The sequence below is a fragment of the Streptosporangium sp. NPDC050284 genome, from assembly GCF_044459525.1.
In the GTDB taxonomy this organism is placed as follows: Bacteria; Actinomycetota; Actinomycetes; order Streptosporangiales; family Streptosporangiaceae; genus Streptosporangium.
On record NZ_JBITIZ010000004.1, the window covers coordinates 405,866 to 430,958 of the forward strand.

Genomic DNA, 25,093 nt, shown 5'->3' on the forward strand with positions numbered 1-25,093 from the left:
TGCCACACTGGGCTTTCATATGCGACCTCCGCCCCACATCCTGGTGGTCAACGGCATCAAGGTCCGCAGGCCGGTATTCGTGCTCGCCGCCCCGCACTCCGGCGCGGATCTGCTGGCCCGCGCCCTGAAACGCTCCCCCGGGTTCCACGTCACCATGGGGCGGGCGGCGGTGGCGCACGTCGTCTACGCCTTCGCCCGGCGGCCCTCGATCGCGGGACGGGGCATGGGCGCGACCCGCGTGCTCCGCGACGCCCTGGCCGAGTCCTGGCAGATCGTCCCCGGCGCCTGCGGGGAGTGCCCGCCCACCTGCCGGGAGGCGGGCGGCGTGACCGGGGCGGGCCCCTGCGCGGCCCCGGGTTCCGTGGTCCGCTTCGGAGACGCGAGCCCCGACCTGCTCTACAGCGCCTCGGTGCTGCTGCAGGCCTTCCCCGACGCCCGCTTCGTCCAGCTCATCAGGGACGGCCGCGACGTGGCCGCCGACATGCTGGCCGACCCCGAGTCCCTGAGGTGGTTCAAGCCGGCCCTGCTCAGCGACGAGACGGAGTTTCCCAACCCCTTCCTCGGCGTCAACTCCGGCGAGCACCGCGAGCGCTGGAAGGCGATGCCCACGGCGGGCAAGTGCGCGCTGCGCTGGCGCAGCGCGGTACGGCTGTCGGCCTCGCTCCACCAGGAGCTGCCCCGAGAGCAGCTGCTCACCCTGCGCTACGAGGATTTGGTCTCCTCCCCCGCCGAATCCCTCGACGGGCTCTGCCACTTCCTGGAGACGCGGGTCCCGAAGATCGCCCTGCTGGGCAGGAGCGTGCCGAAGGTCGGTATCTGGCGCACCCGCCTGCGCGGCCAGGACGCCGAACTGGTGTCCAAGGTCGCCCGTGAGGAGCTCACCCGCCTGGGCTACGCGTCGTCCTGACGCCGACCCTGATCGAGGACGCCTTCGGCTCGCCGGCCGGGTGGGCCGGAGGCGTCGTGCGAACTCCGACGGCGCCCTCTCCTGCCGCCGACCGGGCACGACCGCACCCTGCCGTCGCTGCCGTCGCTGCCGTCGCCGTCGTCCGGCCGGTCAGCACGTCCCTGGGGGCGCGTGTCACCAGTTCGGGATCTCGAATGTCGCGCCGGGCCGGATGTCCCCCGGCCGGCGCCCGGCGACCGCGACGGCCGTGGAACAGGTGCCGGACGTTGGAGCACCCTCGCAGGCCCCCCCGCCGGTCCGCAGCGTGTCCAGGATCGTCTCCCAGGTGCCGTCCACCGACCACCGGCGGTACCGGTTGTAGACGGTCTTCCAGTTGCCGTAGGCCTCCGGCAGCTTGCGCCAGGGACAGCCGGTCCTGCTACGGAAGAACACCCCGTCGATGATCGTGCGGTGATCGGCCCACCGGTTTCCCCGCCGGGCGTGAGCGGGCAGCAACGGCGTCAGCCGTGCCCACTCGTCGTCGGTCAGGTCATCGCGTTTCAACCGGTCGTCCACGTTCTTATGATCTAACACCATCTGTACCGGAAGATCCACTCGGCGGCGCGCCGCCGGACATCAGGAGGCCTGGCTGAACTGGGTCCGGTAGAGCTCGGCGTAGACCGCTCCCCTGGCCAGAAGCTCCTCGTGGCGGCCCCGCTCGACCACCTGGCCGTCCTGGACCACCAGGATCTGGTCGGCCTCACGGATCGTGGACAGGCGGTGGGCGATGACCAGCGAGGTGCGTCCGGCCAGCGCGATCTTCAGCGCCTGCTGGACCGCGGCCTCGGACTCGGAGTCGAGGTGCGCGGTGGCCTCGTCGAGGACGACCACGCTGGGCGCCTTGAGCAGCAGCCTCGCCAGGGCCAGCCGCTGCTTCTCACCGCCGGACAGCCGATGGCCACGGTCGCCGACCACGGTCTCCAGGCCGTCGGGGAGGTCAAGGACCAGGTCGGATATCTGGGCGGCGCGCAGGGCGTCCCAGATCTCCTTGTCGGTCGCCTCCGGCCTGGCGTAGCGGAGGTTGGCCCCGATGGTGTCGTGGAACAGGTGGGCGTCCTGCGTGACGACCCCCACGGTGTCGTGCAGGGAGGCCAGGGTGGCGTCGCGCACGTCCAGGCCGTTGACGCGGACCGCGCCCTCGCCGACGTCGTAGAGGCGCGAGACCAGACCCGTGATGGTGGTCTTTCCCGCGCCCGAGGGACCGACCAGGGCGACCATCTCGCCGGGGTGGGCGGTGAAGGTGACTCCGCGCAGCACCTCCTGACCCGGCCCGGTGTCGGGGCGGGCCACCGCCTCCAGCGAGGCGAGCGACACCTCCGAGGCCGACGGGTATCCGAACCGGACGCCGTCGAACTCCACGGAGGCCGGGCCGCCGGGAACGGGCCGGGCGTCGGGACTCTCGGCGATCATCGGCTTCAGGTCGAGGACCTCGAAGACCCGGTCGAAGCTCACCAGCGCGGTCATCACGTCCACGTGCACGTTCGACAGGCTCGTCAGGGGGCCGTACAGGCGCATCAGGAGGGCGGCGAGCGCCACCAGGGTGCCGATCTCGAAGACGTCGGAGACGGCCAGCACGCCTCCCACGCCGTAGACCAGGGCGGTGGCCAGCGCCGCGACCAGGCCGAGCGCGACGCGGAAGACCGTCCCGTACATGCCGACGGTGACGCCGACGTCACGCACCCGCCCCGCCCTGCCCGCGAAGGCGGCGGCCTCGTCGGCCGGGCGGCCGTACAGCTTGGCGACCATGGCCCCGGCGACGTTGAACCGCTCGGTCATCATGGTGCTCATCTCCGCGTCGAGCTCCATCTGCTCGCGGGTGAGCCCGGACATCTTCCTGCCGACCCACTTCGCGGGGAAGATGAAGATCGGTAGCAGCACGAGGGCGACGACGGTGATCTGCCATGAGAGCACCAGCATCGCGCCGAGGACCAGCACCAGCATGACCACGTTGGACACGACCGACGACAGGGTGCTGGTCAGCGCGCGCTGGGCGCCGATGACATCGGTGTTGAGCCGGGAGACGAGGGCACCGGTCTGGGTGCGGGTGAAGAAGGCCACGGGCATGCGCTGGACGTGGTCGAAGACCTCGGTGCGCAGGTTGTAGATGAGGCCCTCGCCGATTCGTGCGGAGAACCAGCGCTGGGCCAGGGTGAGCGCGCCGTCGGCGACCGCCAGGCCCGCGATGACCAGTGCGAGGGCGATCACCACCCCCTCGCGCTTGGGGATGATGCCGTCGTCGATGATCGCCTTCATCAGCAGCGGGTTGGCGATCACGATCACCGAGCCGACCACCACCAGCGCGAGGAAGGCGGAGATGTGCCGCGAGAAGGGTCGCGCGTAGCGGGCGATGCGTCTGACCGTGCCCGGCGCCAGACGCTGCTTGGTCACCGACCTGTCACGCCGGAACGAGAACATCGCCTGGGGACCGAGTCCCCCACCCATCATCGCCATACGGCCTCCTCTGCCGATGCGAGCACCGGGAGAAGCGCGATCATTCCCCTGTCAGCTCGGGGCGAACACCGTCGTCCTGTGGCGGGCGCTCCGACGTGGGACGGGCGCGGCGAGCCGAAGACGGGCACCACAGGTTCGGGACAGGCGCCGCGGGCCCCAGGACGAGCACCGTCGGCCCGAGGCGGGCACCCTCGGCCCGAGAGGGGCACCGCCGGTCTGGCGGGGAACCCTCGTGGGACGGACGCCGCGGTCAGCGCCCCGCGGACGGGACGGCCTACCCGAAGAGCGCCTTGACCCGCTTGGCCTGCTCGCGCGCCTCGGCCGCGCTCTGCTCGGCCAGCGTGCGCCCCGAAGCACCCTGAAGCAGCCGCTTGGTCGCCGTCGCGGCGTCGCGGTCGGTCGCCAGCAGCGCGTCGGTCAGGTCGCGCACGGCCTGTGTCAGGTCGCCGGGCGCGACGACCAGCTCCGCCAGGCCGATCCTGGCCGCCTCCCGCGCCCCCACGACGCGGGCGGTCAGACAGATCTCGATGGCCCTGGACAGGCCCACCAGGTCGACCAGCGGCTTGGTGCCGGTCAGGTCGGGAACCAGCCCGAGGGCGGGCTCCTTCATGCACAGTTTGGCGTCGTCCGCCAGGACCCGCAGGTCACAGGCGAGCGCGAGCTGGAATCCCGCACCGATCGCGTGGCCGTGAACGGCCGCCACGGAGACGATGTCGGGACGCCTCAGCCAGAGGAAACCCCGTTGGGCCAACGCCACCCGCTCGGCGAAGGAAGCCTCGTCGAGTGTCGCGGAGGACGCGAACGACCCCTGCCCGGGAACTCCCTCCGGTGTGAACATCCTCAGATCGATCCCCGCGGAGAAGGACGGCCCCTCACCTCTGATCACGACGACCCTCACCTGCTGCGGCAGGCCGTCACCGATATGAGCCAGAGCCGACCAGGTAGCGAACGTCTGAGCGTTTCGCTTCTCAGGACGGTCCAGCGTGATCGTCGCGATCTCGCCGTCCACCTCGCAGCGCAGACCGACCTCCTCGAGAGAGATCTCCTCCGCACTCCCCCCGAACATCGCTTCCGCCATCGCCTGTTCTCCCGCCTTCGGTATCCGCCTCGCCCGAGCCTATCGATTCCCCAGAATGAGGTTCTACAGGATCGGGCGGGGGCGGCGTCAGCGTGGGGGACGGCGGCTGCGGTCGCGCGTTCCGAGGCGGGGTCAGCGCTTGGACTTGCCTCGGGTGGCGCCACCACGCCCGCGCAGAGTCACACCGGACTCACTCAGGATGCGGTGGATGAACCCGTACGACCTACCGGTCGAAGCGGCCAGGGCGCGGATACTCTCACCCGCGCTGTAGCGCTTCTTGAGATCGGAGGCCAGTTTTTCACGGTCGGCCCCGGTAACCCGGGTGCCCTTCTTGAGAGTCTCGGCCACGAGTACCTCCTGTAGTGCCAGACTTCCGCAGCGTTACACACGCCATGATCAGTCATTTCAGCGAGATCGGCTACCTACTCCACGGGAAAAGATCCGTACCCGCTCAAATTAAGATCAGGCAAGTGCCACAAGATCGGAAAATTCGTCGCTCCACGCGTCTTCAACTCCGTCAGGCAGCAAGATCACCCTATCGGGTCGTAGAGCCTCTACAGCACCTTCATCATGCGTGACGAGCACAATCGCCCCAGAATAGGACGTTAGCGCCGAAAGAACCTGCTCTCTGCTCGCCGGATCGAGGTTGTTCGTGGGCTCGTCGAGGAGGAGGACGTTCGCCGCGGACAACACCAGCGTGGCCAGCGCCAGCCGCGTCTTCTCCCCGCCCGACAGCACCCTCGCGGGCTTGTCCACGTCGTCTCCGGTGAACAGGAACGAGCCCAGAACCTTGCGCAGCTCCACGTCGGGGAGCTCTCCCCCGGCCGAGCGCATGTTCTCCAGCACGGTGCGCTCGGGGTCGATCGTCTCGTGCTCCTGCGCGTAGTAACCCAGCTTGAGCCCGTGTCCGGGCTTGACCGCGCCGGTGTCGGGCTCCTCGATGCCGCCGAGAATCCGCAGGAGAGTGGTCTTGCCCGCGCCGTTCAGGCCCAGGATGACGACCCTGCTCCCCCTGTCGACGGCCGCGTCGACGTCGGTGAAGACCTCCAGGGAGCCGTACGACTTCGACAGCCCCTCCGCCATGATCGGGGTGCGCCCGCACGGGGCCGGCTGGGGGAAGCGCAGCTTGGCGACCTTGTCGCTGCGCCGCTCCACCTCCAGGCCCGACAGCAGACGCTCGGCGCGGCGCTGCATGTCCTGCGCGGCCTTCGCCTTGGTGGCCTTGGCCCGCATCTTGTCGGCCTGCGACATCAGGGCCGAGGCCTGCTTCTCGGCGTTGGCGCGCTCACGCCTCCTGCGCTTCTCGTCGGTCTCGCGCTGGGTCAGATAGGCCTTCCAGCCGACGTTGTAGGTGTCGATCACCGCACGGTTGGCGTCGAGGTGCAGGACGCGGTTTACCGTCGCTTCAAGAAGCGAGACGTCGTGGCTGATAATGATCAAGCCGCCCTGGTGAGATCGTAAAAAATCACGAAGCCACCCGATTGAGTCCGCATCCAGGTGGTTTGTCGGCTCGTCAAGCAGGAGAGTCTCCGCCCCGCTGAAGAGGATCCTGGCCAGTTCCACCCGCCTGCGCTGCCCCCCGGAGAGGGTCTCGAGCGGCTGGCCGAGCACCCGGTCGGGCAACCCCAGGCTGGAGGCGATGGAAGCGGCCTCCGACTCCGCGGCGTATCCGCCCAGGACGTGCAGCCGGTCCTCCAGGCGCCCGTAGGCGCGGACCGCGCGGTCCCTCGTGCGGTCGTCGGCCGAGGACATGCCGAGCTCGGCCTCACGCAGCTCACGCAGCACCTGATCGAGTCCCCGCGCCGACAGGATGCGGTCGCGGGCGAGGATGTGCAGATCACCCGTGCGAGGGTCCTGCGGCAGGTAGCCGACCTCGCCGCTGATGGTGACCGCGCCCGAGGCGGGCGATCCCTCTCCGGCGAGGACCCGGGTCAGCGTGGTCTTCCCCGCCCCGTTCCGGCCGACGAGCCCGATCTTGTCACCGGGGTTCACCCGGAAGGACGCACCCTCGATGAGCAACCGGGCCCCGGCCCGCAATTCGATGTCAGAAGCTACGATCATGGTTGGAGAACACTCCCAGCAGGAAATACACAGGCTCACATCACTGTGGCCGAACCCGCCGCGCCCTGTGTCTCCCGGCTCTCGGCTCGGCCGTCTCGCCTTCATGGGGACGACGGTCAATCGGGAGTGCGCATACCGATCAGTGTACGGCGCGACACCGGTCGGCTTCTCCACGATTACCCGAGCCCCGGCTCCAGCGGGACCGGCTCACACCGGCCCCCGTCACCACACCCGCCCCACGGGGCCCGTAGTGTCCCTCCACGCGACGCCCGCTCACGCGGGAGCCGCTCACCGCACCCACCTCACCGCACGCCCGGCCACGCCGGCCCCGGTCACAGTGGGTCGCTCACCCTGATGCGTACCGCGCGGAACTGGGCGGGGGTGTCCTTGAGGATCACCAGCCGAGGATCGGGGACCGTCAGAAAGGGCTCGGTCTCCAGCGCGAAGACCGGGGCGAGCCTGCGGTCGGGCCGCAGCGCGTCCACCGCGCGCCGGTCCCCGCCCAGCACGACGGCCTCCAGCTCGCCCACGTGCGGGCCGAGGACGCGCAGCGCCACCTCCGCCGCCGCCTCGTGCGCCTGGTCCACCTGCTTCTCCCTGCGCCGGGCGAAGCGCCGCTGTGACCAGCCACCCGCCGCGCTGCGCCCGTGGACCTGCCGTGAGCCGACCTTGGAGGAGAGCAGTTCCTCGCCCTGGAAGATGCCCGCCGCGTAGCCGCCCAGCCGTACGAGCAGCACGCCGATCCTGCGCTCGGTGCGCACGTGGGTGACCAGGCGCGCGATCGGGCCACCCCCGGCGCCGGTGAGCGGAGGGAACGGCACCTGGCACTCGGCGACCGCGCCGTCCGCGCCTTCGAGGCGTACGACGGAGGCCGAGACCGTCACACTCGGCGGACCGTGCCGGTCGACGAAGCCGTCGATCCAGCGGTTCAGGCGTTCGGGCGCCACGGAGACCCAGCGGCCTCCCCCCTTGGCCGGTCGCGACGTCATGGAACGCGACACTACCGGCCGACCTCGCCGACCACACGATCTCCCCGGTCAAGTCCAACGAACGGCGAAAAGTCGGTGAACATCACAGTGCGTCACTTTTGCGCCGTCAAAGGATGTCCCATGCTCGAAACGTGACAACCAGAGCGCGAGCCGTCCCGCAGTCCTCCGCGGCAGGCACGGGTGTCACGCCCGTCGTCGATCTCGACACCGGGGGCGTCATCGCCTTCCAGGCCGACGGCGGAAACCGCGGAAACATATCCTCCACCGTCCAGACGGTGCGCGACGTCGCCGCGAGCGAGATCCTGCTCCCCCTGGTGCTCACCCTGCCGGCGGCCGCGGTGATCGGCGGCTCGGCCGCGCTCGCGCCGCTCCACGAGGCCCTGCGCGCCTCAGGCCGGCGACCCCGCGAGGTGATCCTCACCGTGCGAGGTGACTTCGCCCAGTTCGAGCGCCGCTCCCTGCTCACCGGGCTGGACGGCCTGCGCGCCATCGGCTACCTCATCGCGGTCGGTGACCTGGGCACCGGGCACGTCCCGCTGGACCTGGTCGCCGACGCGGCGCCCTACCTGGCGGTGATCTCACCGGACCTGATCGCCCAGGTTGCCCACGACCCGCGCCGCGCCGCGATCGGCGAAGGCCTGGCGAGGCTCGCGCGGGGGACGGGGGCGCACGTGCTGGCCCCGGGGGTGAGGGACGAGGCGCAGCTCTCCGCGATCCGCGGCTGGGGGGTGCGGCTGGCCCAGGGGCCCCTGCTGGTCCCCGGCCCGTCGGGGCGGGTGCACGTACCGCTCCCGGTCGTCGAGCAGGAGTCCTCCCGAGCAGTCCTCGGGCCCCGCGTCCACGAGTTCCTGCTGCCCGCGGTGACCCTCCCCTACGACGCCACCTCCGAGGCCGTGATCGACGCCTTCGGCAGCGAGCCGTCCATCACCAGCGTGATCCTCGTCGACGAGTACCAGCGCCCGAAGGGCAGTCTCGACCGCAGCCGCTTCCTGCTGTCGATCGCCGGCCGCTTCGGCCACGCCCTGCACGGCAGGAAGGCCGCCGGACGACTGGCCGACCCCGCCCGCACGGTTCCCAGGACCACCCCCGCCATAGCGGCCATGCAGGTCGCCGGCCGTGACGCCGAGCGCGTCTACGACGACCTGGTCGTCACCGACGAGGTGGGCCGCTGCATGGGCGTCGTCCGGGTCTCCGACCTGATTCGCCAGGTCGCGGCCATGCAGAGCTGAGGAGGTCGCGTCCGCGGGCGGTGCGATCTCTTCGATCCGGCCCGGTGCCTTTACATTGTAGATCCGAATATTCGCCGCGATCGCACCGCGCCCCCTTGGCAGACGGGCATGATCACGATAGGAAGGGGCACAGGGCGGGACGACGGCTAGGGGTGCCAGATGGGCGAGCGCGGACCTCGGGTCGGGCGGCGAGGGCTGCTCGGCGCGGGCCTCCTGGCCGGAGCCGGGGCCGCACTGTCCGGATGCACCCCAGGCGAAGAACCCGCCGCCCCCGCCGCATCGCGGCCTCCGTCGTTCGACCCCGCCAGCTGGGAGTCGGTGCGTGCCCAGTTCCCGCTCGACCCCTCCTACGCCCAGTTCGCCGCCTACGTCCTCGCCGCCCACCCGGCCCAGGTGCGGCGGGCGATCGAGGAGCACCGGCGCGGCCTCGACACCGACACCGACGCCTACCTGCACGGCGAGAACAGGGAGAGGGCGGTGCGCGAGGCCGCCGCGGCCTACCTGGGCGCCGACGCACCCGACGTCGCCCTCACCGACAGCACCACGATGGGCCTGGGCCTGCTCTACAGCGGCATGCGCCTGCTCCCCGGTCAGGACGTGCTCACCACCGAACACGACTTCTTCGCAACCCACGAGAGCCTGCGGCTGCTCGCCGCGAGGACCGGCGCCAAGGTCGCCAGGGTCCGCCTGTACGACGATCCGGCCAAAGCCTCCGCCGACGAGATCGTCTCCCGGCTGAAGGCCGCGCTCACACCGAGGACCCGGGTGGTGGCGATCACCTGGGTGCACTCGGGCACCGGGGTGCGGATGCCGGTCAGGGCGATCGCCGACATGGTCGCCGAGGCCAACCGCTCCAGAGACGCCGAGGACCGGGCTCTGTTGTGCGTGGACGGGGTGCACGGCCTGGGCGCGACGGCCGACGGGGTGGAGGAACTGGGCTGCGACTTCTTGGCCAGCGGCACCCACAAGTGGCTGTTCGGACCCCGGGGCACCGGCGTCCTGTGGGGAAAGGGGCGGGCCTGGGACGCGCTGCTACCGGTGGTCGCGAGCTTCTCCAACGTGACCGTCGACCCGGGGACGGGCGACGAACCGTACGGTCCGGGCGGGCTCCTGCACACCCCCGGCGGCTACCACAGCTTCGAGCACCGCTGGGCGCTGGACGAGGCGTTCGCCTTCCATCGGGCCATCGGCAAGGAACGGGTGGCGGCCAGGATCGCCGAACAGGCCACCCGGCTCAAGGCGGGGCTCGCGGCCCTGCCCAACGTACGCCTGATCACCCCGGTCTCCCCCGAGTTGTCGGCCGGCCTGATCTGCTGCGCTATCGACGGCGTGGACGCCCCCACCGCGGTGGGCAGGCTCCGCAGGGAGCACAGGATCATCACCAGCGCCACCCCGTACCGGGACGTCCACCTGCGCTTCGGCACCGGGATCGTCACCACCCCCGAACAGGTTGACCGGGCGGTGAAGGCCGTCGCCACGCTCCGGTGACATATGGTACGAGTTAGGTTCACCTAACTTAGATCCCCACGGAGTGACAGATGGCAGACGAGAAAGCCGAACGCCGCACGCGGAAGGTGACGAGCGGCCTGGTCCGGCGGGTCGAGCGGCTCACTCCCCACATGATCCGGGTCGTGGTCGGCGGCGAAGGGCTCTCCGGGTTCCGCACGGACGGCTACACCGACCACTACGTCAAGCTGCTGTTCGCCCCGGCCGGGGTGAGCTACCCCCGGCCGTTCGACATGGAGGCGGTCCGCGAGCTGCCCCGCGAGCAGTGGCCCACCACCCGCACCTACACCGTCCGCCGCTGGGACGCCGAGGCGGGCGAGCTCACGCTCGACTTCGTCCACCACGGCGACGTCGGCCTGGCCGGACCGTGGGCCGAGCGGGTCCAGCCCGGTGAGGAGGTCCACTTCTTCGGCCCCGGCGGTGCGTACGCGCCCGACCCCGAGGCGGACTGGCACCTGTTCGCGGGGGACGAGAGCGCGCTGCCCGCCATCGCCGTCTCCCTGGAGAACCTCCCCGCCGGCGCCCGCGCCTGGGCCTTCATCGAGGTCGCGGGCCCCGAGGAGGAGCAGAGGATCGACTCCCCCGGTGACGTGAAGATCGTCTGGCTGCACCGGGGTTCCGCCCGGTACGGCGAGAGGCTGGTCAGGGCGGTCCGCGAACTCGACTTCCCCGAAGGGGACGTGCACGCCTTCGTCCACGGAGAGGCGGGCTCCGTCCGCGACCTCAGGCGCCACCTGCGCACCGAGCGCGGCATCCCGCTGGCGAGACTCTCCATCTCGGGCTACTGGCGCCTGGGCCGTGACGACGAGGCGTGGCGCTCCTCCAAGCGCGAGTGGAACGAGCGGATCGAGGCCGAGGAGGCCGCGGCGCTCTCCTCGTGAACCCCGCTCAGAGCCGGCCCTGGGTGCGGGCCCGCTCGACCGCCTCGATGCGGTTTTTGTCAGGTACACCGACACCGCCACGGGGTGGGCGTCCCCGTGGCGGGGAAGATCACGGACGACGGGTCAGAGACGGCAGGCGAAGATGGCGGTCACCAGGATGGCCTTGGCACCCATCTCCCAGAGCTGGTCCATGATCTGCTGGTGTCCCTTGCGCGGGACCATGGCCCGGACCGCGACCCAGCCCTCCCGGTGCAGCGGGGAGACCGTCGGCCCCTCCATGCCCGGGGTGAGGGCGATGGCCTCCTCGATCCGCTCGGCGCGGATGTCGTAGTCCATCATCACGTAGTCGCGCGCCACCAGTACGCCCTGCAGGCGGCGGATGAGCTGCCGCAGGCCCGCGCTCTCCTCGGTGCCGACCCCCTTGATCAGCACGCCCTCTGAGCGGGTGATCGGCTCGCCGAACACCTCCAGGCCGATGTTGCGCAGCGTGGTGCCCGTCTCCACGACGTCGGCCACGGCGTCGGCCACGCCCAGCCGGATCGCGGTCTCGACCGCACCGTCCAGCTTGATCACCCGGGCCTCGACGCCCTGCTCGGCGAGGTATGCCTCCAGCAGGCCCGCGTAGGCGGTGGCGATGCGCCTGCCCTTGAGATCGGCGACGGCGTCGAAGTCACCGGGGTTGGCGGCGAAGCGGAAGGTGGAACGGCCGAAGCCCAGCGGGATGATCTCCTCGACCCGCGCCCCGGAGTCGTGGAGCATGTCGCGGCCGGTGATCCCGGCGTCCAAGGTGCCCTCGCCGACGTAGACGGCGATGTCCTTGGGCCGCAGGAAGAACAGCTCGCAGGAGTTCTCGGGGTCGGCGACCACGAGCTCCTTGCTGTCCTTGCGGACGCGGTATCCGGCTTCCTTGAGGATCGTCTGGGCACCCTCGGTGAGGGCGCCCTTGTTGGGTACGGCGAGACGCAGCATGGCGGGATTTCCTTACGTGTGGACGAGATTGCCTACGAGACCGGGAGCCGGGCGCACCGGCTCACAGATGCTTGTAGACCTCGTCCAGCCCGATCCCCTTGGCGATCATGAGGACCTGCACGTGGTAGAGGAGCTGGGAGATCTCCTCGGCCGCCCGCTCGTTCGACTCGTGCTCGGCCGCCATCCAGCTCTCGGCGGCCTCCTCCACGACCTTCTTTCCGATGGCATGGACCCCGGCGTCCAGCGCGGCCACGGTGCCCGAGCCCTCGGGCCGGGTGCGCGCCTTGTCGGACAGCTCGGCGTACAGCTCTTCGAAGGTCTTCATGATCACTCTCGGAATCGTCGGATGTGCCCGTCAAGCCTAATGGGCCACCGGCCCCGCCGCGCGCAGGTCCACTCTCTGGGACACGCGCCGCCCGCGCTCAGTCGTTGACGCAGCGCAATACCGGGCGGGTGACGAGGGCGGCGGGGTCGGGCGAGCCGGTGACGTGCAGGGTGACGCTCTCGCCGGGAAGCAGGGTGATCAGCATGTCGTCGACCGAGGAGGCCGGATCGAGGCGGTCGGGGAAGAGGGCGAGGTCGCGCAGGAGGGTGCGGGCGGTGACGGTGACGTCCAGGCCGCCGCCCTCCGCGGGGGTCACCTCGGTGTCGTAGACGGCGGCGGGGAAGGCGACCTGTGGATCCTCGGCGAAGAAGCGGAGCGCGCGGTGCCCGTCCAGCCGTACGGACAGCAGCTCGGCCGACGGGTCCCGGGGGACGGCCACCGGGTCCGGGAGCGAGATCCTCGCCACCGATCGGGGCGCCACCTTGACCTGAACGCTCTCCGTGGCCAGCGGCTCCCCGTCCAGGGCGAGCCGCTGGAGCTCCAGCTCGCCCGTCCAGGGCTCGGGGCCGTCGTTGACCACGGCCACCGCGCCGTCCTGGACGGTGAGCAGGCGGTCGGCGTAGACGCGGCGCAGCGCGTACCACAGCGGCTTGCGCCGTCCGCGCCCGTCGACGGCCGACCAGGAGGTGACCGGCCAGCAGTCGTTGAGCTGCCAGACGATCGTGCCCGCGCAGTAGGGCGCCAGGGAGCGGAAACGCTCGATACCGAAGGTGATGGCCCTGGCCTGGTTGAGCTGGGTCAGGTAGTGCCAGTCGTCGTAGGTCCGCGGGGCGGGCAGGTGGTCGCCGAGACCGCGCAGCAGCTTGGCGTTGCCCTCGTGCGCCTTCTGGTGGTGCAGGACCAGGGGCGCGTCGGGGGTGAGTTCGCCGCTGACGGCGTCGCGCAGGGTGGTGTGGACGGGCGGGCCCTGGAAGCCGAACTCGGCGACGAAGCGGGGGCGGTAGGCGCCGTAGCGGGTGTAGTCCTCGCGGTTCCACACGTCCCAGATGTGTATGGTGCCGCGCGAGGGGTCGTTGGGCGCCAGGTCGGGGCGCCCCGAGTAGGGGCTGCCCGGCCAGTAGGGGCGGGTGGGATCCAGCTCGGCCACCAGGGCGGGCAGCAGCTCGTAGTAGAAGCCCGCCCCCCAGGTGCGTCCCTCCAGACCGTCCTGCCAGCCCCAGTCGGCGTGGCCCTCGATGTTCTCGTTGTTGCCGCACCACAGCACCAGCGAGGGGCGCCAGGACAGCCGGGTGACGTTCTCGCGCGCCTCGGCCTCCACCTCCGCGGCGAACGGCTCCTCCTCCGGATAGGCCGCGCAGGCGAACGGGAAGTCCTGCCACACCAGCATGCCGAGCTCGTCGGCCAGGTCGTAGAAGTCCTCGCTCTCGTACAGGCCGCCGCCCCAGACGCGCAGCAGGTTGACGTTCGCGTCGGCGGCCTGGCCGAAACGCTCGGCCAGCCGCTCGCGGGTCACCCTGGCGGGGAAGCAGTCGTCGGGGATCCAGTTGGCGCCGCGCACGAAGACCGGCACGCCGTTCACGACCACGGTGAAGGCCTCGTCCGTACGGTCGAGGCGGACGTCGCGAAAGCCGATCCGCCGCGTCCACGGCTCCCCCAGCGCCTCGCCGGTCCGCTCGGACAGGCGTACGGCCAGCTCGTAGCGGTCCTGACCGCCGTAACCGCGCGGCCACCACAGCCGGGGGTCGGGCACCCGCAGCGCCAGCACCGCCTCGCACTCGCCGGGGGCCAGCACCGCCTCCACCGGGATCCCGGCCACCTCCGCGGTCAGCGTGAGGGGCGCGGCCGACATGTCGTCGGCGCGCTCGACCGTGACGTGCACCTCGACCCGTCCGTCCCCGCTCACCAGCGGACGCACCGACGCGAGCCTGGCCACGCTCCAGCTCTCCAGGCCGATGGGGCGCCAGATGCCGGAGGTGACGACGGCCGGCCCCCAGTCCCAGCCGAAGTTGCAGGCCATCTTGCGGATGAACTGGTAGGGCGCCTCGTAGGCGCCCGGCCGGTCGCCCAGCTCGGCCCTGCGCGCCTCGGCGTACTCCACCGGAGAGGCGAAGCGCACCCGCAGCGAGTTCTCGCCCTCGCGCAAAAGCTCCCGCACCGCGAAGCGGTAGGAGCGGTGCTGGTTGGCGACGCGGGCGACCTCCACGCCGTTGAGCTCGATCGTGGCGACGGTGTCGAGGCCCTCGCAGACCAGGTCGGTACGGTCGTGCCCGTCGGCCTGCCAGGCGAAGACCGTCTCGTAGTCCCAGACGGAGTCGCCTATCCAGGTCAGCCGACTCTCGTTGTCGTCCAGGTACGGGTCCTCGGCGAGCCCGGCCGCCAGCAGGTCGGTGTGCACGCACCCCGGCACCGTGGCCGGGACGCGCGAGAGGCTCCCGCCCACCTGGTGAAGGGTCCAGCCGTCGTGTAGTGCCCTCAACTCACGCTCCCGCGGATGCCGTGGATGTGCCCTCGCCCCGCCGGACGAGGTGACCGGGTTCGGCCTCCACCAGCGTGGAGGGTCCCTCTCCTGTGTCCCCCGCGGGGGCGGTGGCGGGTTCGCCGTCCCACCGGGCGGTGAGTCTCGGCACCGACGACAGCAACCTGATCGTGTACGGGTGGAGGGGATTGCCGAACACCAGGTCGGTGGGGCCGGACTCGACCACCTGTCCCCGGTACAGGACCACGGCCCGCTCGCTGATGTAGTTGCCCAGCGACAGGTCGTGGGTGACGAACAGCACCCCGAGGCCGCGCGACTTCAGGTCGGCGAGCAGGTTGAGGACGTCGATCCTGGTGGACGCGTCGAGCATGCTGGTGATCTCGTCGGCGACGAGGTATCTGAGGTCGAGCAGGAGCGCTCTGGCGATCAGCAGGCGCTGCAGCTGGCCGCCGCTGAGCTGGTGCGGATAGCGGCCCAGGATCTGTCCGGGGTCGAGGCCGACGTCCTTGAGCGAGGTGTCGATCCTGCCGGCCCACTCGGAGTCGGCGACGCCGGGGAAGTACTCGTTCCTGATCATCTGGAGCACCCGGTCGGCCTTGAAGACCGGGTTGTAGCAGCTGAACGGATCCTGGAACACCCCCTGCACGTGCCGGTAGTAGGCCTTGCCCGGCCTGGCCTGCGCGCCGTCGAGGGTGATCCGGCCCTTCGTGGGGCGGACCAGCCCGAGTACGGTCTTGCCGAGGGTCGTCTTGCCGCTTCCGCTCTCACCGATGAGGGAGACCACCTCCCCCGGTGCCAGGTCGAGACTCACGTCGTCCACGGCGGTGAGGGTCGCGGTGCCGAAGGCACCCACCCGGTAGGTCTTGGTGACCCCTTCGAGGCTCAACATCGTCCGAATCCTTCGAGTCAGGCCTTCCAGCAGGCGACGTGATGGCCGGGGGTGACCTCGACCGGCGGAGGGTCCTCCGCGCACCGCTCGAAGGCGAGCGGGCAGCGGTCCCTGAAGCGGCAGCCCGAGGGCGGGTCGAGCAGCGAGGGCGGTCTGCCGGGGATGCCCGACAGCCTGCGCTCGGCGTGGCGGACACCGACCTCCGGCAGCGAGGAGATCAGCATCCGGGTGTACGGGTGGCGCGGCTCGCCGACGATCACGCCCGCCGGCGCCTTCTCGGCCAGCCTTCCCGCGTACATGACCATGATCGTGTCGGCGATCTGGTAGGTGAGCGAGATGTCGTGGGTGATGAAGATCATGCTGCGCACGAAGCCCCGGTCCCTGAACTCCACCAGGGTCCTGGCCACGGCCTTCTGGGTCGACACGTCGAGCGCGGAGGTGATCTCGTCGGCGATGAGCAGGGACGGGTCGAGCAGGGTGGACACGACCATCACCATCCGCTGTTTCATCCCGCCCGACAGCTCGATCGGGTAGCGATCCAGGACGTCGCGGGGCAGCTCGACCAGGTCGAGGCGTCGCTCCAGCTCGGCGACGTCGAGGCGCTCCCCCCGGGAGGCGAGCAGCTCGGTGACCATCCGGCCGATCTTCCTGGTGGGGTTCAGCGCGCTCATGGAGTACTGCGGGATGAGGGAGACCCGGCTGAAGCGGAAGGGGTTCATCCGGCGGTCGTCGCCGATCGGCAGCTCCTCGCCGTCCAGCTCGGCTCCGCCCCCGGCCAGCCGCATCCGCCCGTCCATCCTGATGAGGCTCTTGCCGAGGGTCGTCTTGCCGCAGCCGGACTCACCCGCCAGGCCGAGGATCTCACCGTCGCCGACGTCGAAGCTGACGCCGTCGAGCGCCTTCACCTCGCCGCGCAGAGTCCTGTAGTGGACCCGCAGGTCGTTCACACGCAGAGTCATCTACAGCTCCCGCAGTTTCGGGTTGAACACCTCGTCGAGACCGACGTTCATCACGTAGAGGGCTCCGACGATGGCGGTGATCCCGGCCCCCGGCGGAATGAACCACCACCACATGCCCAGGTGAAGGGCGCTCCAGCGAGCCGCGTTGTTGAGCATCAGGCCGAGCGAGACGCCCTCGCTCGGACCGAGCCCGATGAAGTCGAGCGAGGCGGCGATCAGGATCGACCCGCCGAACAGCAGGATGAAGGTCATGAAGAGGTAGGAGCTCATGTTGGGCGCGATCTCCCTGGCGATGATCTTCCAGGTGCGCACGCCGCTGAGCCTGGCCAGGTCCACGAAGTCACGTGAACGCAGCGAGAAGGTCTGGGCCCTGATCGCCCTCGCCGCCCAGGGCCAGGAGGTGAGCCCGATGAAGAGCGCCTGCACGCCGACGCTGCGGACACCGAGGTAGGCGTTGACGATCAGCAGCACCGCCAGCGCGGGCAGGACCAGGACGATGTTGGTGATCATGTTCAGCACCTCGTCGACCAGCCCGCCCCGGTATCCGGCGGTGAAGCCGACCGCCATGCCGATGATCGCGGCCAGCCCGCCGCCGAGCACCCCCACCTGGAAGGTGAGACTGAGGCCGTAGACGAACTGGGCGAAGATGTCCTGGCCGAACATGGTGGTGCCGAACCAGTGCTCGGCCGAGGGCGGCGAGGCGGGGGCGGCGACGTAGGCGTTGGGGTCGCCCCCGACGATCACGGGGGCGGCCACGGCCAGGACGAGCAGCGGGACCAGCACGGCGAGCCCCGCCAGCAGTTTTCCGTTGCGCATCGCGAAGTACAGACCCTCGCGGCGCCTGGCGGGCACGACCGTCACGACGGCCTTCCCCTCCTGGCGCGGGTCCGCGGGCACGGCGGTCACGCGGCCTCCCCTCCCATCCCGGTCCTGGTACGCGGGTCGACCAGGACGTAGACGATGTCGATGATGAAGTTGGCGATCAGCACTCCCACGACGATGAACAGGAAGGTCCCCTGCAGCAGGAAGAAGTCCTGGTTCTGGATCGCCTTGAGGATGAGGTGCCCCAGTCCCGGATAGGAGAAGACGATCTCGGTGACGAGTGCCCCGGCCACGAGCACGCCGAGCTGCAGCGCCAGGCCGGTGATCTGCGGCAGGACCGCGTTCCTGAACGCGTAGCGCCGGATGAGCCGCTGGGACGCTCCGAGGGAGGACAGGTAGGTGGAGTAGTCGGCCTCCAGCTCATAGATGATCATGTTGCGCATCCCGATCGCCCAGCCGCCGAACGCGACGAGGAAGAGCGAGACGAACGGCAGGAACCAGTGCAGCGCCAGGCTCCCGAGAAACTCCCACGACCAGTTGGGCCGCATGGAGAAGCTGTAGCCGCCGGAGACGGGGAAGATCCCGGCCACGATGCCCAGTCCCCAGGCCATCAGGATGGCGAGCCACATGTAGGGCGTGGCGGTGAGCACGTACCCGATCGGCAGGGCCGTGTTGTCCAGCCACTTGCGCCTGGCCGCGAAGGCGCCGAACCTGTTGCCCGCCCACCAGCTGAGCAGGATGGAGGGGATGAGCAACGCCAGCGTGTACGGCACCGCCCGCACGATGACGTCGGTCACCGGGGTGGGGAACAGCCAGATACTGGTCCCCAGGTCGCCCCGGAAGAGCGCCGCCCAGAAGTTGGCGTACTGCTCCCAGAGCGGCAGGTCGAGCCCGAACAGGTTCGTGTAGTGGGCCCGCATCGCCTCCACGGCGGCGGGCTGTGACACGTTCGCCCTGGCCAGCATGCTCTGGACCGGGTCGCCAGGCATGAAGCGCGGGATCATCCAGTTGATCGTGACGGCCACGAGGAAGGTGAGCCCGTACACGAGCAGCTTCCGGCCGAAATAGCGTCGCACGCGATCCTCCAGAATCGGCGAGATGGGCCCCTCCCCGCGCGGCCACGGAACCGGGCGGCCGGTCGTCCCGCCCGGAGACCGGGCGGCGCGTCCGGCCGGGCGGCCGGGCGGCGTGGGGAGGGGGCGAGGATCGCGGGGATCAGCCTCCGGCGGGCTTCAGCTCGGTCAGGGTGAGCACCCCGCCCAGCTCAAGCCAGTTGCGCCACATGGTCGGCGGGCTCTTGGGCGTCGCGGCGTCGGAGGAGGGCCAGTTGGTCCAGACCGCGTTGCTGGTCTGCGCCCACAGGCCGTTGTACCAGAGCGGGATCACCGGCAGATCGTCCAGCTGGATCTTCTGGATCTCCGAGGCGACCTGCTTCATGCCCTCAAGGTCGTCGGCCTTCTTGCCGTCGAGATCCTGGACCAGGTCCCAGACCTTCTTGTTCTCGTAGCGGCCGAAGTTGACGGTGTTCTGCTGCTTGTTGATCGGCAGCCGGAACATGTAGTCGTAGTACATCCAGGGGGTGTTGGACAGCTGCCGCTCGTTGTTGAGCAGCAGGTCGAACTTGCCGGACGTGCGCTGGTCGACGAGCGCGTTGTAGTCGGGGAACTCGGGGGTGAGGTCGATCCCGGCCGCCTTGGCGCCCTCGGCGATCACCCGGCTCGCCTCCATCCAGTCGGTCCACCCCGCCGGGACGATGACCTTCAGCGAGACCTTGGAGCCGTCCTTGTTCTCCACGAACCCGTCGCCGTCACCGTCCTTGTATCCGGCGTCGGCCAGCAGCTTCTTCGCCTTCTTCGTGTCGAAGGAGAAGCCCTTCTCGCTCACCACGGCCTGGTCGACGTACTTGTCCCACTGGGGCAGCAGCCCGGTGGGGCCGGCCGCCTTGACCAGGTTGCCGTAGACACCCTCGACGATCTTCTTGGTGTCGACGGAGTTGGCGATCGCCTTGCGGAAGGCGGGGTCGTCCAACGGCTTCTTCTTGGTGTTGGGCACCAGGAAGGCGGTGTTGGCCGAGAGCATGTAGGGCGGCTCCGGATAGTAGGTCTTGATGCCGAAGTTGCCCTTGACCAGGTTGGCCACGCCGGGCAGGAAGTTGTTGCTGAGGTCCAGGCCCTTCTGCAGCAGCAGGCCCATCGCGACCTCGTTGCTGGAGTTGACGATGTCGACGATGTACTTGGGCTTGACGTCCTTGCCCAGCGCGGCGGTGGCCCACCAGCCGTCGCGCTTGACCAGGGCCATCCGGTCCTGGTCGTGGCTGTGATAGGCGTACGGCCCGGTGCCGACCGGCTTCTCGTTGACGCCGTTCAGCACCTCCTCCTCGGAGAGGCCCTCCCAGATGTGCTTGGGGACGATCGCGTTGCCGTAGACCCAGTTGGCCCACTGCTGGTAGTTGGCCTTGGAGAAGGTGAACCTGACCGTGCTCTGGTCGACCGCCTCGACCTTCTCCAGCCAGTCCCACAGGTTGGCGTAGGGAATGGTCTTCATCTTGCCGAGCTCGACCGTGAAGACCACGTCGTCGGCGGTGAAGGGCTTGCCGTCGGCCCAGGTGACCCCCTGCCTGAGCTTGAGGTCGTAGGTCTTGTCATCGGTCCAGGTGCCGCTCTCGGCCAGCCAGGGGGTGAACTCGTCCGTCTGGGGGTCGTACAGGAACAGGGTCTCGTAGATGAGCCCCTTGGTGCCGACGGCCGAGTCCCAGGTCCGCAACGGGTTCCAGTTCGCGGGGGGACCCCACTGGGTGCCACTGGTGTACAGGGTCTCGTTGCGGGGGAACGCGGCGTCCGCGCCGCCCGCACCACCCGCGCCGCCGGACGGGGCCGCGGCGCCGGAACCCTGCGGCGCCGCGCTCGGGGCGGACGGCGTCGTGGACCCTCCGGTGCACCCGGTCGCGACCATGCAGGCCGCCATCCCGAGGATCGCGAACCTTCGTCGAATCCGCATCGACAGTCTCCTCTCCAGCATGGGAGCGCTCCCAACCGATCTAGACGCGACCGCATGCGCTGGCTGAACCGGATAAGTAACGCGACCGTAAAGTCAATGTGTCGGCACTGTCAATAGGTGACTGGACCGGTTCAGTTACAATCACCCCGATCGGGGAGAGTGGACATGAGAAGACCGACGATCACGGATGTCGCCAGACAGGCAGGGGTCTCCAAGGGGGCGGTCTCGTACGCCCTCAACGGGCAGCCCGGCGTCTCGGAGAGCACCCGTGCCAGGATCCTGGCGATCGCCGAGGAGATCGGCTGGCGCCCCAACAGCGCGGCCCGCGCCCTGAACGGCGCGCGGGCCAACACCGTGGGCCTGGTCCTGTGCCGCCCGGCCCGCGCCCTCGGCATGGAACCCTTCTTCGTGACTCCTCCGCTCCCCGAAGGGAGCGGCTTCTCGCCTCCCCCGGTCGAGGTAGGCGACGGCCAGGCCCTGACCGTTTCAACCACGGAAACGGCAACAGGGAGGCGACCCACCTGCCGGGTAAACCCGGCAGCCCTCTCGCTTGGAACGCTGGAGCTGATCAGCGGCATCGAGAGCGAGCTGTCCGCCCGCTCGTACGCGCTCACGCTGCAGGTGGTCGCCGACCACAGGCAGGAGGTCTCGGTCTACCGCCGCTGGTGGGCGGAGGGCCGCGTCGACGGAGCCATCCTGGTCGACCTGCACGTGGACGACCCGCGGATCCCCGAGTTCGAGGCACTGGACCTGCCTGCCGTGGTGGTCGGCCATCCGTCGGGGTCCGGGTCGCTGGTCTCCGTCTGGTCCGACGACGACGGCGCCGTCCGCGAGACGGTGCGCTACCTCGCCGCGCTCGGCCACCGCAGGATCGCGAGGGTCGCCGGGCTGCCACGCCTGCTCCACACCGTGCTGCGCGACCGTGCCTTCGCCCAGGCCTGCGAAGGCGTCGCCGAGCACGTGACCGTGCACACCGACTACACCGGCGAGGAGGGCGCCCGCGCCACCCGGCGACTGCTCAGCTCCGCCGACCGGCCCACCGCGATCGTCTACGACAACGACATCATGGCCGTCGCCGGGCTGTCGGCCGCCCAGGACCTGCGCCTGGACATCCCCGGCGACCTGTCCATCGTCGCCTGGGACGACTCCCCCCTCTCCCGCGTCGTCCGCCCGCCGCTCACCGCCCTGAGCCGTGACATCTCCGCCTACGGCGCCCACGCCGCCCGCAGGCTCCTCGCCCTCGTCACCGGGGAGGCCGGGGAGGAGGCGGGCCCGTACGAGGACGAGATCGCCCGCCTCACCCCCAGGGCCAGCACCGCTCCCCCGCCCTCCGAGGCCCCCTGAGGGGCCTTCGGGTCGGGGCCGCGAGCTCTTTCAGGGCCTGGTCAGGGTGACGAGCGGCGCCGGATGCCCCGTACCTCGGTGCGTTCGAAGCCCATGCTCGCCGCGAAGACGTGCCCGTCGCCCTTCCCGCACAGGATCCAGCGGCTGCCCCCGCCCAGCACAGCAGAAGGGCCGGTACGACGGATGTCGTACCGGCCCTTCAGGGGCTCGCGGTGGAACCCTCGGGTCCTACTTGATGATCAGCGCCCGTAGCGGCCGCGCGAGGAGGAGCCGCGACCGTCGGCGCGGAACTCCCCGCCGCGGAAGCCGCCCTGGCGCTCGCCGCGGAACGACTCGCGCTCGCCGGCCGGACGCTCGGAACGGTGACCGCCGGCCGGAGCCGAACGGTCGGCGCGGAACGGCTCGCGCCGCTCGCCACCGCGGTAGCCACCGGCGGGACGCTCGGAACGGAAACCGCCGCCCGAGGGACGCTCAGAACGGTAACCGCCACCGGCGGGGCGCTCGGAGCGGTACTGGCCGCCGCCGGAGGCGCCACGGCTGTCGTCACCGAAGGAACGCTCGCGGGACTGCTGGCCCTCGCCGCCGTGGGCGGGACGGTCGGAGCGGAAGCGGCGCGGGCCACGCCCACCACCGTTGCCACCGAAGCCACCGCGCCCCTGACGCTGCTTGGCGGCCGGCGCCGAAGGCTCCCAGACCGGGATCGGCTCGCCGCTGGGCATCCGCGCGCCGGCGACCTCTCCCAGGCGCGGGTGGCCCGGGGTGGCCTTGATGCGGAACGGCTTGATGCCCGCGCGGCGGGTCATCGCGTCGGTGGAGCGGCGCTCGTTGGGGAGCACCAGCGTCATGACGGTGCCCTTCTCCCCGGCGCGGGCGGTACGGCCACCGCGGTGCAGGTAGCTCTTGTGGTCCTGGGGCGGGTCGACGTGCAGCACGAGGCTGATGTTGTCGACGTGGATGCCTCGGGCCGCGACGTCCGTGCAGACCAGGACGTTGATCGCGCCTTCCTTGAACTCGGCCAGGATGCGGGTGCGCTGGTTCTGGCGCTTGCCGCCGTGCAGGCCGCCGGCACGGATGCCGACCTGGGCGAGCTGCTTGCACAGCCGGTCGACCCCGTGCTGGGTGCGCACGAAGATGATGGTCCGGCCCTCGCGGTTCGCGATCTCGGCGGTCACCGGGAACTTGTCGTCGCGGTGCACCTCCAGCACGTGGTGCTCCATGGTGTCGACCGAGGAGGCGGCCGGAGCCATGGAGTGGGTCACCGGGTTGGTGAGGAAGCGGCGGACCAGCTTGTCGACGTCGCCGTCGAGGGTGGCGGAGAACAGCAGGCGCTGGCTGTCGGCCGGGGTCTGCTGCAGGATCGCGCTGACGACCGGGAAGAAGCCGAGGTCGCACATGTGGTCGGCCTCGTCGAGGATCGTCACCTGGACCTCGTCCAGCATGCACTCACCCTGCTGCATGAGGTCGGTGAGGCGGCCCGGCGTGGCGACGATGACCTCGACGCCGCGGCGCAGCGCCTCGATCTGGCGGCCCATGGACATGCCGCCGACAACGGTCTTCATCCGCAGCGACAGGCCGCGGCCGAGCGGCTCGAGGGCGTCGGTCACCTGCATGGCGAGCTCGCGGGTCGGCACCAGGACGACGGCGAGGGGGTGGCCGGGACGGGCCTTGGCGCCGGCGATGCGGGACATCATGGGCAGACCGAAGGCGAGCGTCTTGCCGGAGCCGGTCTGGCCACGGCCGAGAACGTCGTGACCGGCGAGAATGTCAGGGATCGTGGCCCGCTGGATGGGGAAGGGACTGTCGATGCCCGCACGGGAGAGACCGGTCACCAGCGGCTTCGGCAGACCGAGGAGGGTGAACTCGGACGGACCTGCGGGGGCCTGGGAGATCTCGGTGATGTCGGTGATTTCGGGCAGAACAGCGTCAAGCATGGTCACGAAGACTCGTGCCTTTCGATAGAAGAACGGGGCACGTCACTTCTGCGAAAGGACGAGCCTGGAACGCACGGCCTGAGGCCGCGCTGGATCAACGCCCACATGAAGGGCGGTAGTGCGGTGCAAGTCGAGGCGCACCGCACGGGGCGGGTCTAGCTTACCCGCACGCAGTCAAACCACGATCAAGCATACCCGGCGTTCGCAGTGCCGAGTTCGGTCGGGGCGTCCGGCATGGGCCGTCCGCTTGTCCGTCGGTTGGAGTCAACACTCCGAGGCCGGGCTTTTCTTCCCGGCCTCGGAAATCCTCTCACACAATTGGCCACAGCCCGAACCGAGGGGGTGCGAGCCGTGCCGCGAAGCGCCGCTCAGACGTTGAAACCCAGCATCCGGAGCTGCTCGCGCCCCTCGTCGCTGATCTTGTCCGGGCCCCACGGCGGGAGCCACACCCAGTTGATCTTGACGTCGGAGACCATGCCCTCCAGGGCCGAGTGCGCCTGGTCCTCGATGACGTCGGTGAGCGGGCAGGCCGCGCTGGTCAGCGTCATGTCGATGGTGGCGACCGGCAGGGCGACCCCCTCGCCGCCCTCGGCGCCCTCGGCGGCGTCCAGGTGGAGCCCGTAGATCAGGCCCAGGTCGACGACGTTGATGCCGAGCTCGGGGTCCACGACGTCCTTGAGCGCCTCCATGACCTCGTCATGGGTGGCGTCGCCGTCGTACGCCGTGGTGGGGGTCTCTACAGCCTTGCTCATTTGGTGCTCCTCACGACCGCGTCCTTGTAGGCCATCCACGCCAGTAGCGCGCACTTCACCCGGGCGGGGAACTTGGCGACCCCGGCGAAGGCGACGGCGTCGCCCAGCACGTCCTCGTCCGCCTCGATCTTTCCCCTGCCCTGCATGAGCCGGGTGAACTCGTCCACGACACCGAGGGTCTCGTCGACGGTCGAGCCGGTGGCCAGCTCGTGCAGCACGGAGGCCGCGGCCTGACTGATGGAACAGCCCTGCCCGTCGTAGGAGACGTCCTCGACCTTGCCGCCGTCGCCCAGCTTCACGCGCATGGTGATCTCGTCACCACACGTCGGGTTCACGTGGTGGACCTCGGCGTCGTACGGATCGCGGAGTCCCCTCCCCTGCGGGTGCTTGTAGTGCTCCAGGATCAGCTCCTGGTACATGGACTCGGCGATCATAGGGTCGAGCTCACCTTCTCGTTCGCTGCGCCGTGCGCTCGTGCGTCGCCGGAC

Annotated in this window: 22 protein-coding genes; 5 read left to right on the forward strand and 17 right to left on the reverse strand. The window is 70.2% G+C overall.

Annotated elements, in window-relative coordinates; translation table 11 throughout:
- The first annotated feature begins 19 nt into the window (after positions 1 to 19).
- Positions 20 to 907, forward strand: coding sequence for a sulfotransferase (locus ACIBH4_RS12810; RefSeq protein WP_362514102.1), 888 nt, complete (start codon positions 20 to 22; stop codon positions 905 to 907).
- A gap of 174 nt (positions 908 to 1,081) precedes the next feature.
- Here ACIBH4_RS12810 and ACIBH4_RS12815 read toward each other — a convergent pair whose 3' ends face one another.
- The 6 genes from ACIBH4_RS12815 to ACIBH4_RS12840 form a co-directional block, all read right to left on the reverse strand.
- Entirely contained in the window at positions 1,082 to 1,462 is a 381-nt protein-coding gene (locus tag ACIBH4_RS12815) for a transposase (protein ID WP_362765048.1), read from the reverse strand.
- 60 nt (positions 1,463 to 1,522) lie between these two features.
- Positions 1,523 to 3,397, reverse strand: coding sequence for an ABC transporter ATP-binding protein (locus ACIBH4_RS12820; protein WP_362514095.1), 1,875 nt, complete (start codon positions 3,395 to 3,397; stop codon positions 1,523 to 1,525).
- A gap of 274 nt (positions 3,398 to 3,671) precedes the next feature.
- Positions 3,672 to 4,475 (reverse strand): enoyl-CoA hydratase/isomerase family protein, encoded by an 804-nt coding sequence (locus ACIBH4_RS12825; RefSeq protein WP_362514092.1) that lies wholly within the window; start codon positions 4,473 to 4,475, stop codon positions 3,672 to 3,674.
- Between the two features lie 132 nt (positions 4,476 to 4,607).
- Entirely contained in the window at positions 4,608 to 4,823 is a 216-nt protein-coding gene (locus ACIBH4_RS12830) for a helix-turn-helix domain-containing protein (protein ID WP_030904785.1), read from the reverse strand.
- A gap of 114 nt (positions 4,824 to 4,937) precedes the next feature.
- Positions 4,938 to 6,536 (reverse strand): ABC-F family ATP-binding cassette domain-containing protein, encoded by a 1,599-nt coding sequence (locus tag ACIBH4_RS12835; protein WP_362514087.1) that lies wholly within the window; start codon positions 6,534 to 6,536, stop codon positions 4,938 to 4,940.
- 332 nt (positions 6,537 to 6,868) lie between these two features.
- Entirely contained in the window at positions 6,869 to 7,525 is a 657-nt protein-coding gene (locus ACIBH4_RS12840; RefSeq protein WP_362765045.1) for an acVLRF1 family peptidyl-tRNA hydrolase, read from the reverse strand.
- A gap of 131 nt (positions 7,526 to 7,656) precedes the next feature.
- On the opposite strand from ACIBH4_RS12840, the gene ACIBH4_RS12845 reads away from it, so the two are divergent.
- From ACIBH4_RS12845 to ACIBH4_RS12855, 3 genes are all read left to right on the forward strand, one after another.
- A complete protein-coding gene (locus ACIBH4_RS12845) occupies positions 7,657 to 8,754 on the forward strand; it encodes an EAL domain-containing protein (RefSeq protein ID WP_362514081.1) in 1,098 nt (365 codons plus the stop codon).
- A 159-nt stretch (positions 8,755 to 8,913) separates the two neighbouring features.
- Entirely contained in the window at positions 8,914 to 10,242 is a 1,329-nt protein-coding gene (locus ACIBH4_RS12850) for an aminotransferase class V-fold PLP-dependent enzyme (protein ID WP_362765043.1), read from the forward strand.
- A gap of 50 nt (positions 10,243 to 10,292) precedes the next feature.
- Positions 10,293 to 11,141, forward strand: coding sequence for a siderophore-interacting protein (locus tag ACIBH4_RS12855; protein ID WP_362514075.1), 849 nt, complete (start codon positions 10,293 to 10,295; stop codon positions 11,139 to 11,141).
- A gap of 123 nt (positions 11,142 to 11,264) precedes the next feature.
- Here the strand turns inward: ACIBH4_RS12855 and hisG are convergent, their stop codons facing one another.
- From hisG to ACIBH4_RS12895, 8 genes are all read right to left on the reverse strand, one after another.
- Positions 11,265 to 12,110, reverse strand: coding sequence for an ATP phosphoribosyltransferase (hisG, locus tag ACIBH4_RS12860; RefSeq protein ID WP_362514072.1), 846 nt, complete (start codon positions 12,108 to 12,110; stop codon positions 11,265 to 11,267).
- Between the two features lie 61 nt (positions 12,111 to 12,171).
- Positions 12,172 to 12,441 (reverse strand): phosphoribosyl-ATP diphosphatase, encoded by a 270-nt coding sequence (locus ACIBH4_RS12865; protein WP_362514069.1) that lies wholly within the window; start codon positions 12,439 to 12,441, stop codon positions 12,172 to 12,174.
- Positions 12,442 to 12,532: 91 nt separating this feature from the next.
- The gene (locus tag ACIBH4_RS12870) at positions 12,533 to 14,911 is read right to left on the reverse strand and encodes a glycosyl hydrolase 2 galactose-binding domain-containing protein (protein WP_362765040.1); all 2,379 of its coding nucleotides are present in this window, start codon (positions 14,909 to 14,911) and stop codon (positions 12,533 to 12,535) included.
- A 1-nt stretch (position 14,912) separates the two neighbouring features.
- Entirely contained in the window at positions 14,913 to 15,800 is an 888-nt protein-coding gene (locus ACIBH4_RS12875) for an ABC transporter ATP-binding protein (RefSeq protein WP_362765037.1), read from the reverse strand.
- Positions 15,801 to 15,817: 17 nt separating this feature from the next.
- Positions 15,818 to 16,759 carry an ABC transporter ATP-binding protein gene (locus tag ACIBH4_RS12880; protein ID WP_362514060.1) on the reverse strand — a complete coding sequence of 314 codons (942 nt, stop codon included), beginning with the start codon at positions 16,757 to 16,759 and terminating at the stop codon, positions 15,818 to 15,820.
- Entirely contained in the window at positions 16,760 to 17,665 is a 906-nt protein-coding gene (locus ACIBH4_RS12885; RefSeq protein ID WP_399172022.1) for an ABC transporter permease, read from the reverse strand. It lies immediately after the preceding gene.
- Positions 17,662 to 18,657 (reverse strand): ABC transporter permease, encoded by a 996-nt coding sequence (locus ACIBH4_RS12890; protein WP_362514056.1) that lies wholly within the window; start codon positions 18,655 to 18,657, stop codon positions 17,662 to 17,664. Before ACIBH4_RS12890 ends, ACIBH4_RS12885 begins: the two co-directional genes overlap by 4 nt.
- Before the next feature lie 139 nt (positions 18,658 to 18,796).
- Positions 18,797 to 20,578 carry an ABC transporter substrate-binding protein gene (locus ACIBH4_RS12895; RefSeq protein WP_362514053.1) on the reverse strand — a complete coding sequence of 594 codons (1,782 nt, stop codon included), beginning with the start codon at positions 20,576 to 20,578 and terminating at the stop codon, positions 18,797 to 18,799.
- Positions 20,579 to 20,743: 165 nt separating this feature from the next.
- Here ACIBH4_RS12895 and ACIBH4_RS12900 point away from each other — a divergent pair, with 165 nt between their 5' ends.
- Positions 20,744 to 21,922: a LacI family DNA-binding transcriptional regulator gene (locus ACIBH4_RS12900; protein WP_362514050.1), complete on the forward strand. Its 1,179-nt coding sequence runs from the start codon at positions 20,744 to 20,746 to the stop codon at positions 21,920 to 21,922.
- 239 nt (positions 21,923 to 22,161) lie between these two features.
- Here the strand turns inward: ACIBH4_RS12900 and ACIBH4_RS12905 are convergent, their stop codons facing one another.
- The 3 genes from ACIBH4_RS12905 to sufU form a co-directional block, all read right to left on the reverse strand.
- Complete coding sequence (locus ACIBH4_RS12905) at positions 22,162 to 23,853, reverse strand: DEAD/DEAH box helicase (RefSeq protein ID WP_362765034.1); 1,692 nt, start codon at positions 23,851 to 23,853, stop codon at positions 22,162 to 22,164.
- Between the two features lie 368 nt (positions 23,854 to 24,221).
- On the reverse strand, positions 24,222 to 24,605 hold the full coding sequence (locus ACIBH4_RS12910; protein ID WP_362514044.1) for a metal-sulfur cluster assembly factor: 384 nt from the start codon (positions 24,603 to 24,605) through the stop codon (positions 24,222 to 24,224).
- The gene (sufU, locus tag ACIBH4_RS12915; protein ID WP_362514041.1) at positions 24,602 to 25,039 is read right to left on the reverse strand and encodes a Fe-S cluster assembly sulfur transfer protein SufU; all 438 of its coding nucleotides are present in this window, start codon (positions 25,037 to 25,039) and stop codon (positions 24,602 to 24,604) included. Before sufU ends, ACIBH4_RS12910 begins: the two co-directional genes overlap by 4 nt.
- Positions 25,040 to 25,093: the final 54 nt, after the last annotated feature.

What these genes read in the sequence shown, in the direction of transcription:
- ACIBH4_RS12810 (WP_362514102.1), top strand. Translation starts at nt 20, where the DNA reads ATGCGACCTCCGCCCCACATCCTGGTGGTCAACGGCATCAAGGTCCGC.
- ACIBH4_RS12820 (WP_362514095.1), bottom strand. Translation starts at nt 3,397, where the DNA reads ATGGCGATGATGGGTGGGGGACTCGGTCCCCAGGCGATGTTCTCGTTC.
- ACIBH4_RS12825 (WP_362514092.1), bottom strand. Translation starts at nt 4,475, where the DNA reads ATGGCGGAAGCGATGTTCGGGGGGAGTGCGGAGGAGATCTCTCTCGAG.
- ACIBH4_RS12835 (WP_362514087.1), bottom strand. Translation starts at nt 6,536, where the DNA reads ATGATCGTAGCTTCTGACATCGAATTGCGGGCCGGGGCCCGGTTGCTC.
- ACIBH4_RS12840 (WP_362765045.1), bottom strand. Translation starts at nt 7,525, where the DNA reads ATGACGTCGCGACCGGCCAAGGGGGGAGGCCGCTGGGTCTCCGTGGCG.
- ACIBH4_RS12850 (WP_362765043.1), top strand. Translation starts at nt 8,914, where the DNA reads ATGGGCGAGCGCGGACCTCGGGTCGGGCGGCGAGGGCTGCTCGGCGCG.
- ACIBH4_RS12855 (WP_362514075.1), top strand. Translation starts at nt 10,293, where the DNA reads ATGGCAGACGAGAAAGCCGAACGCCGCACGCGGAAGGTGACGAGCGGC.
- hisG (WP_362514072.1), bottom strand. Translation starts at nt 12,110, where the DNA reads ATGCTGCGTCTCGCCGTACCCAACAAGGGCGCCCTCACCGAGGGTGCC.
- ACIBH4_RS12875 (WP_362765037.1), bottom strand. Translation starts at nt 15,800, where the DNA reads ATGTTGAGCCTCGAAGGGGTCACCAAGACCTACCGGGTGGGTGCCTTC.
- ACIBH4_RS12880 (WP_362514060.1), bottom strand. Translation starts at nt 16,759, where the DNA reads ATGACTCTGCGTGTGAACGACCTGCGGGTCCACTACAGGACTCTGCGC.
- ACIBH4_RS12895 (WP_362514053.1), bottom strand. Translation starts at nt 20,578, where the DNA reads ATGCGGATTCGACGAAGGTTCGCGATCCTCGGGATGGCGGCCTGCATG.
- ACIBH4_RS12900 (WP_362514050.1), top strand. Translation starts at nt 20,744, where the DNA reads ATGAGAAGACCGACGATCACGGATGTCGCCAGACAGGCAGGGGTCTCC.
- ACIBH4_RS12905 (WP_362765034.1), bottom strand. Translation starts at nt 23,853, where the DNA reads ATGCTTGACGCTGTTCTGCCCGAAATCACCGACATCACCGAGATCTCC.
- ACIBH4_RS12910 (WP_362514044.1), bottom strand. Translation starts at nt 24,605, where the DNA reads ATGAGCAAGGCTGTAGAGACCCCCACCACGGCGTACGACGGCGACGCC.
- sufU (WP_362514041.1), bottom strand. Translation starts at nt 25,039, where the DNA reads ATGATCGCCGAGTCCATGTACCAGGAGCTGATCCTGGAGCACTACAAG.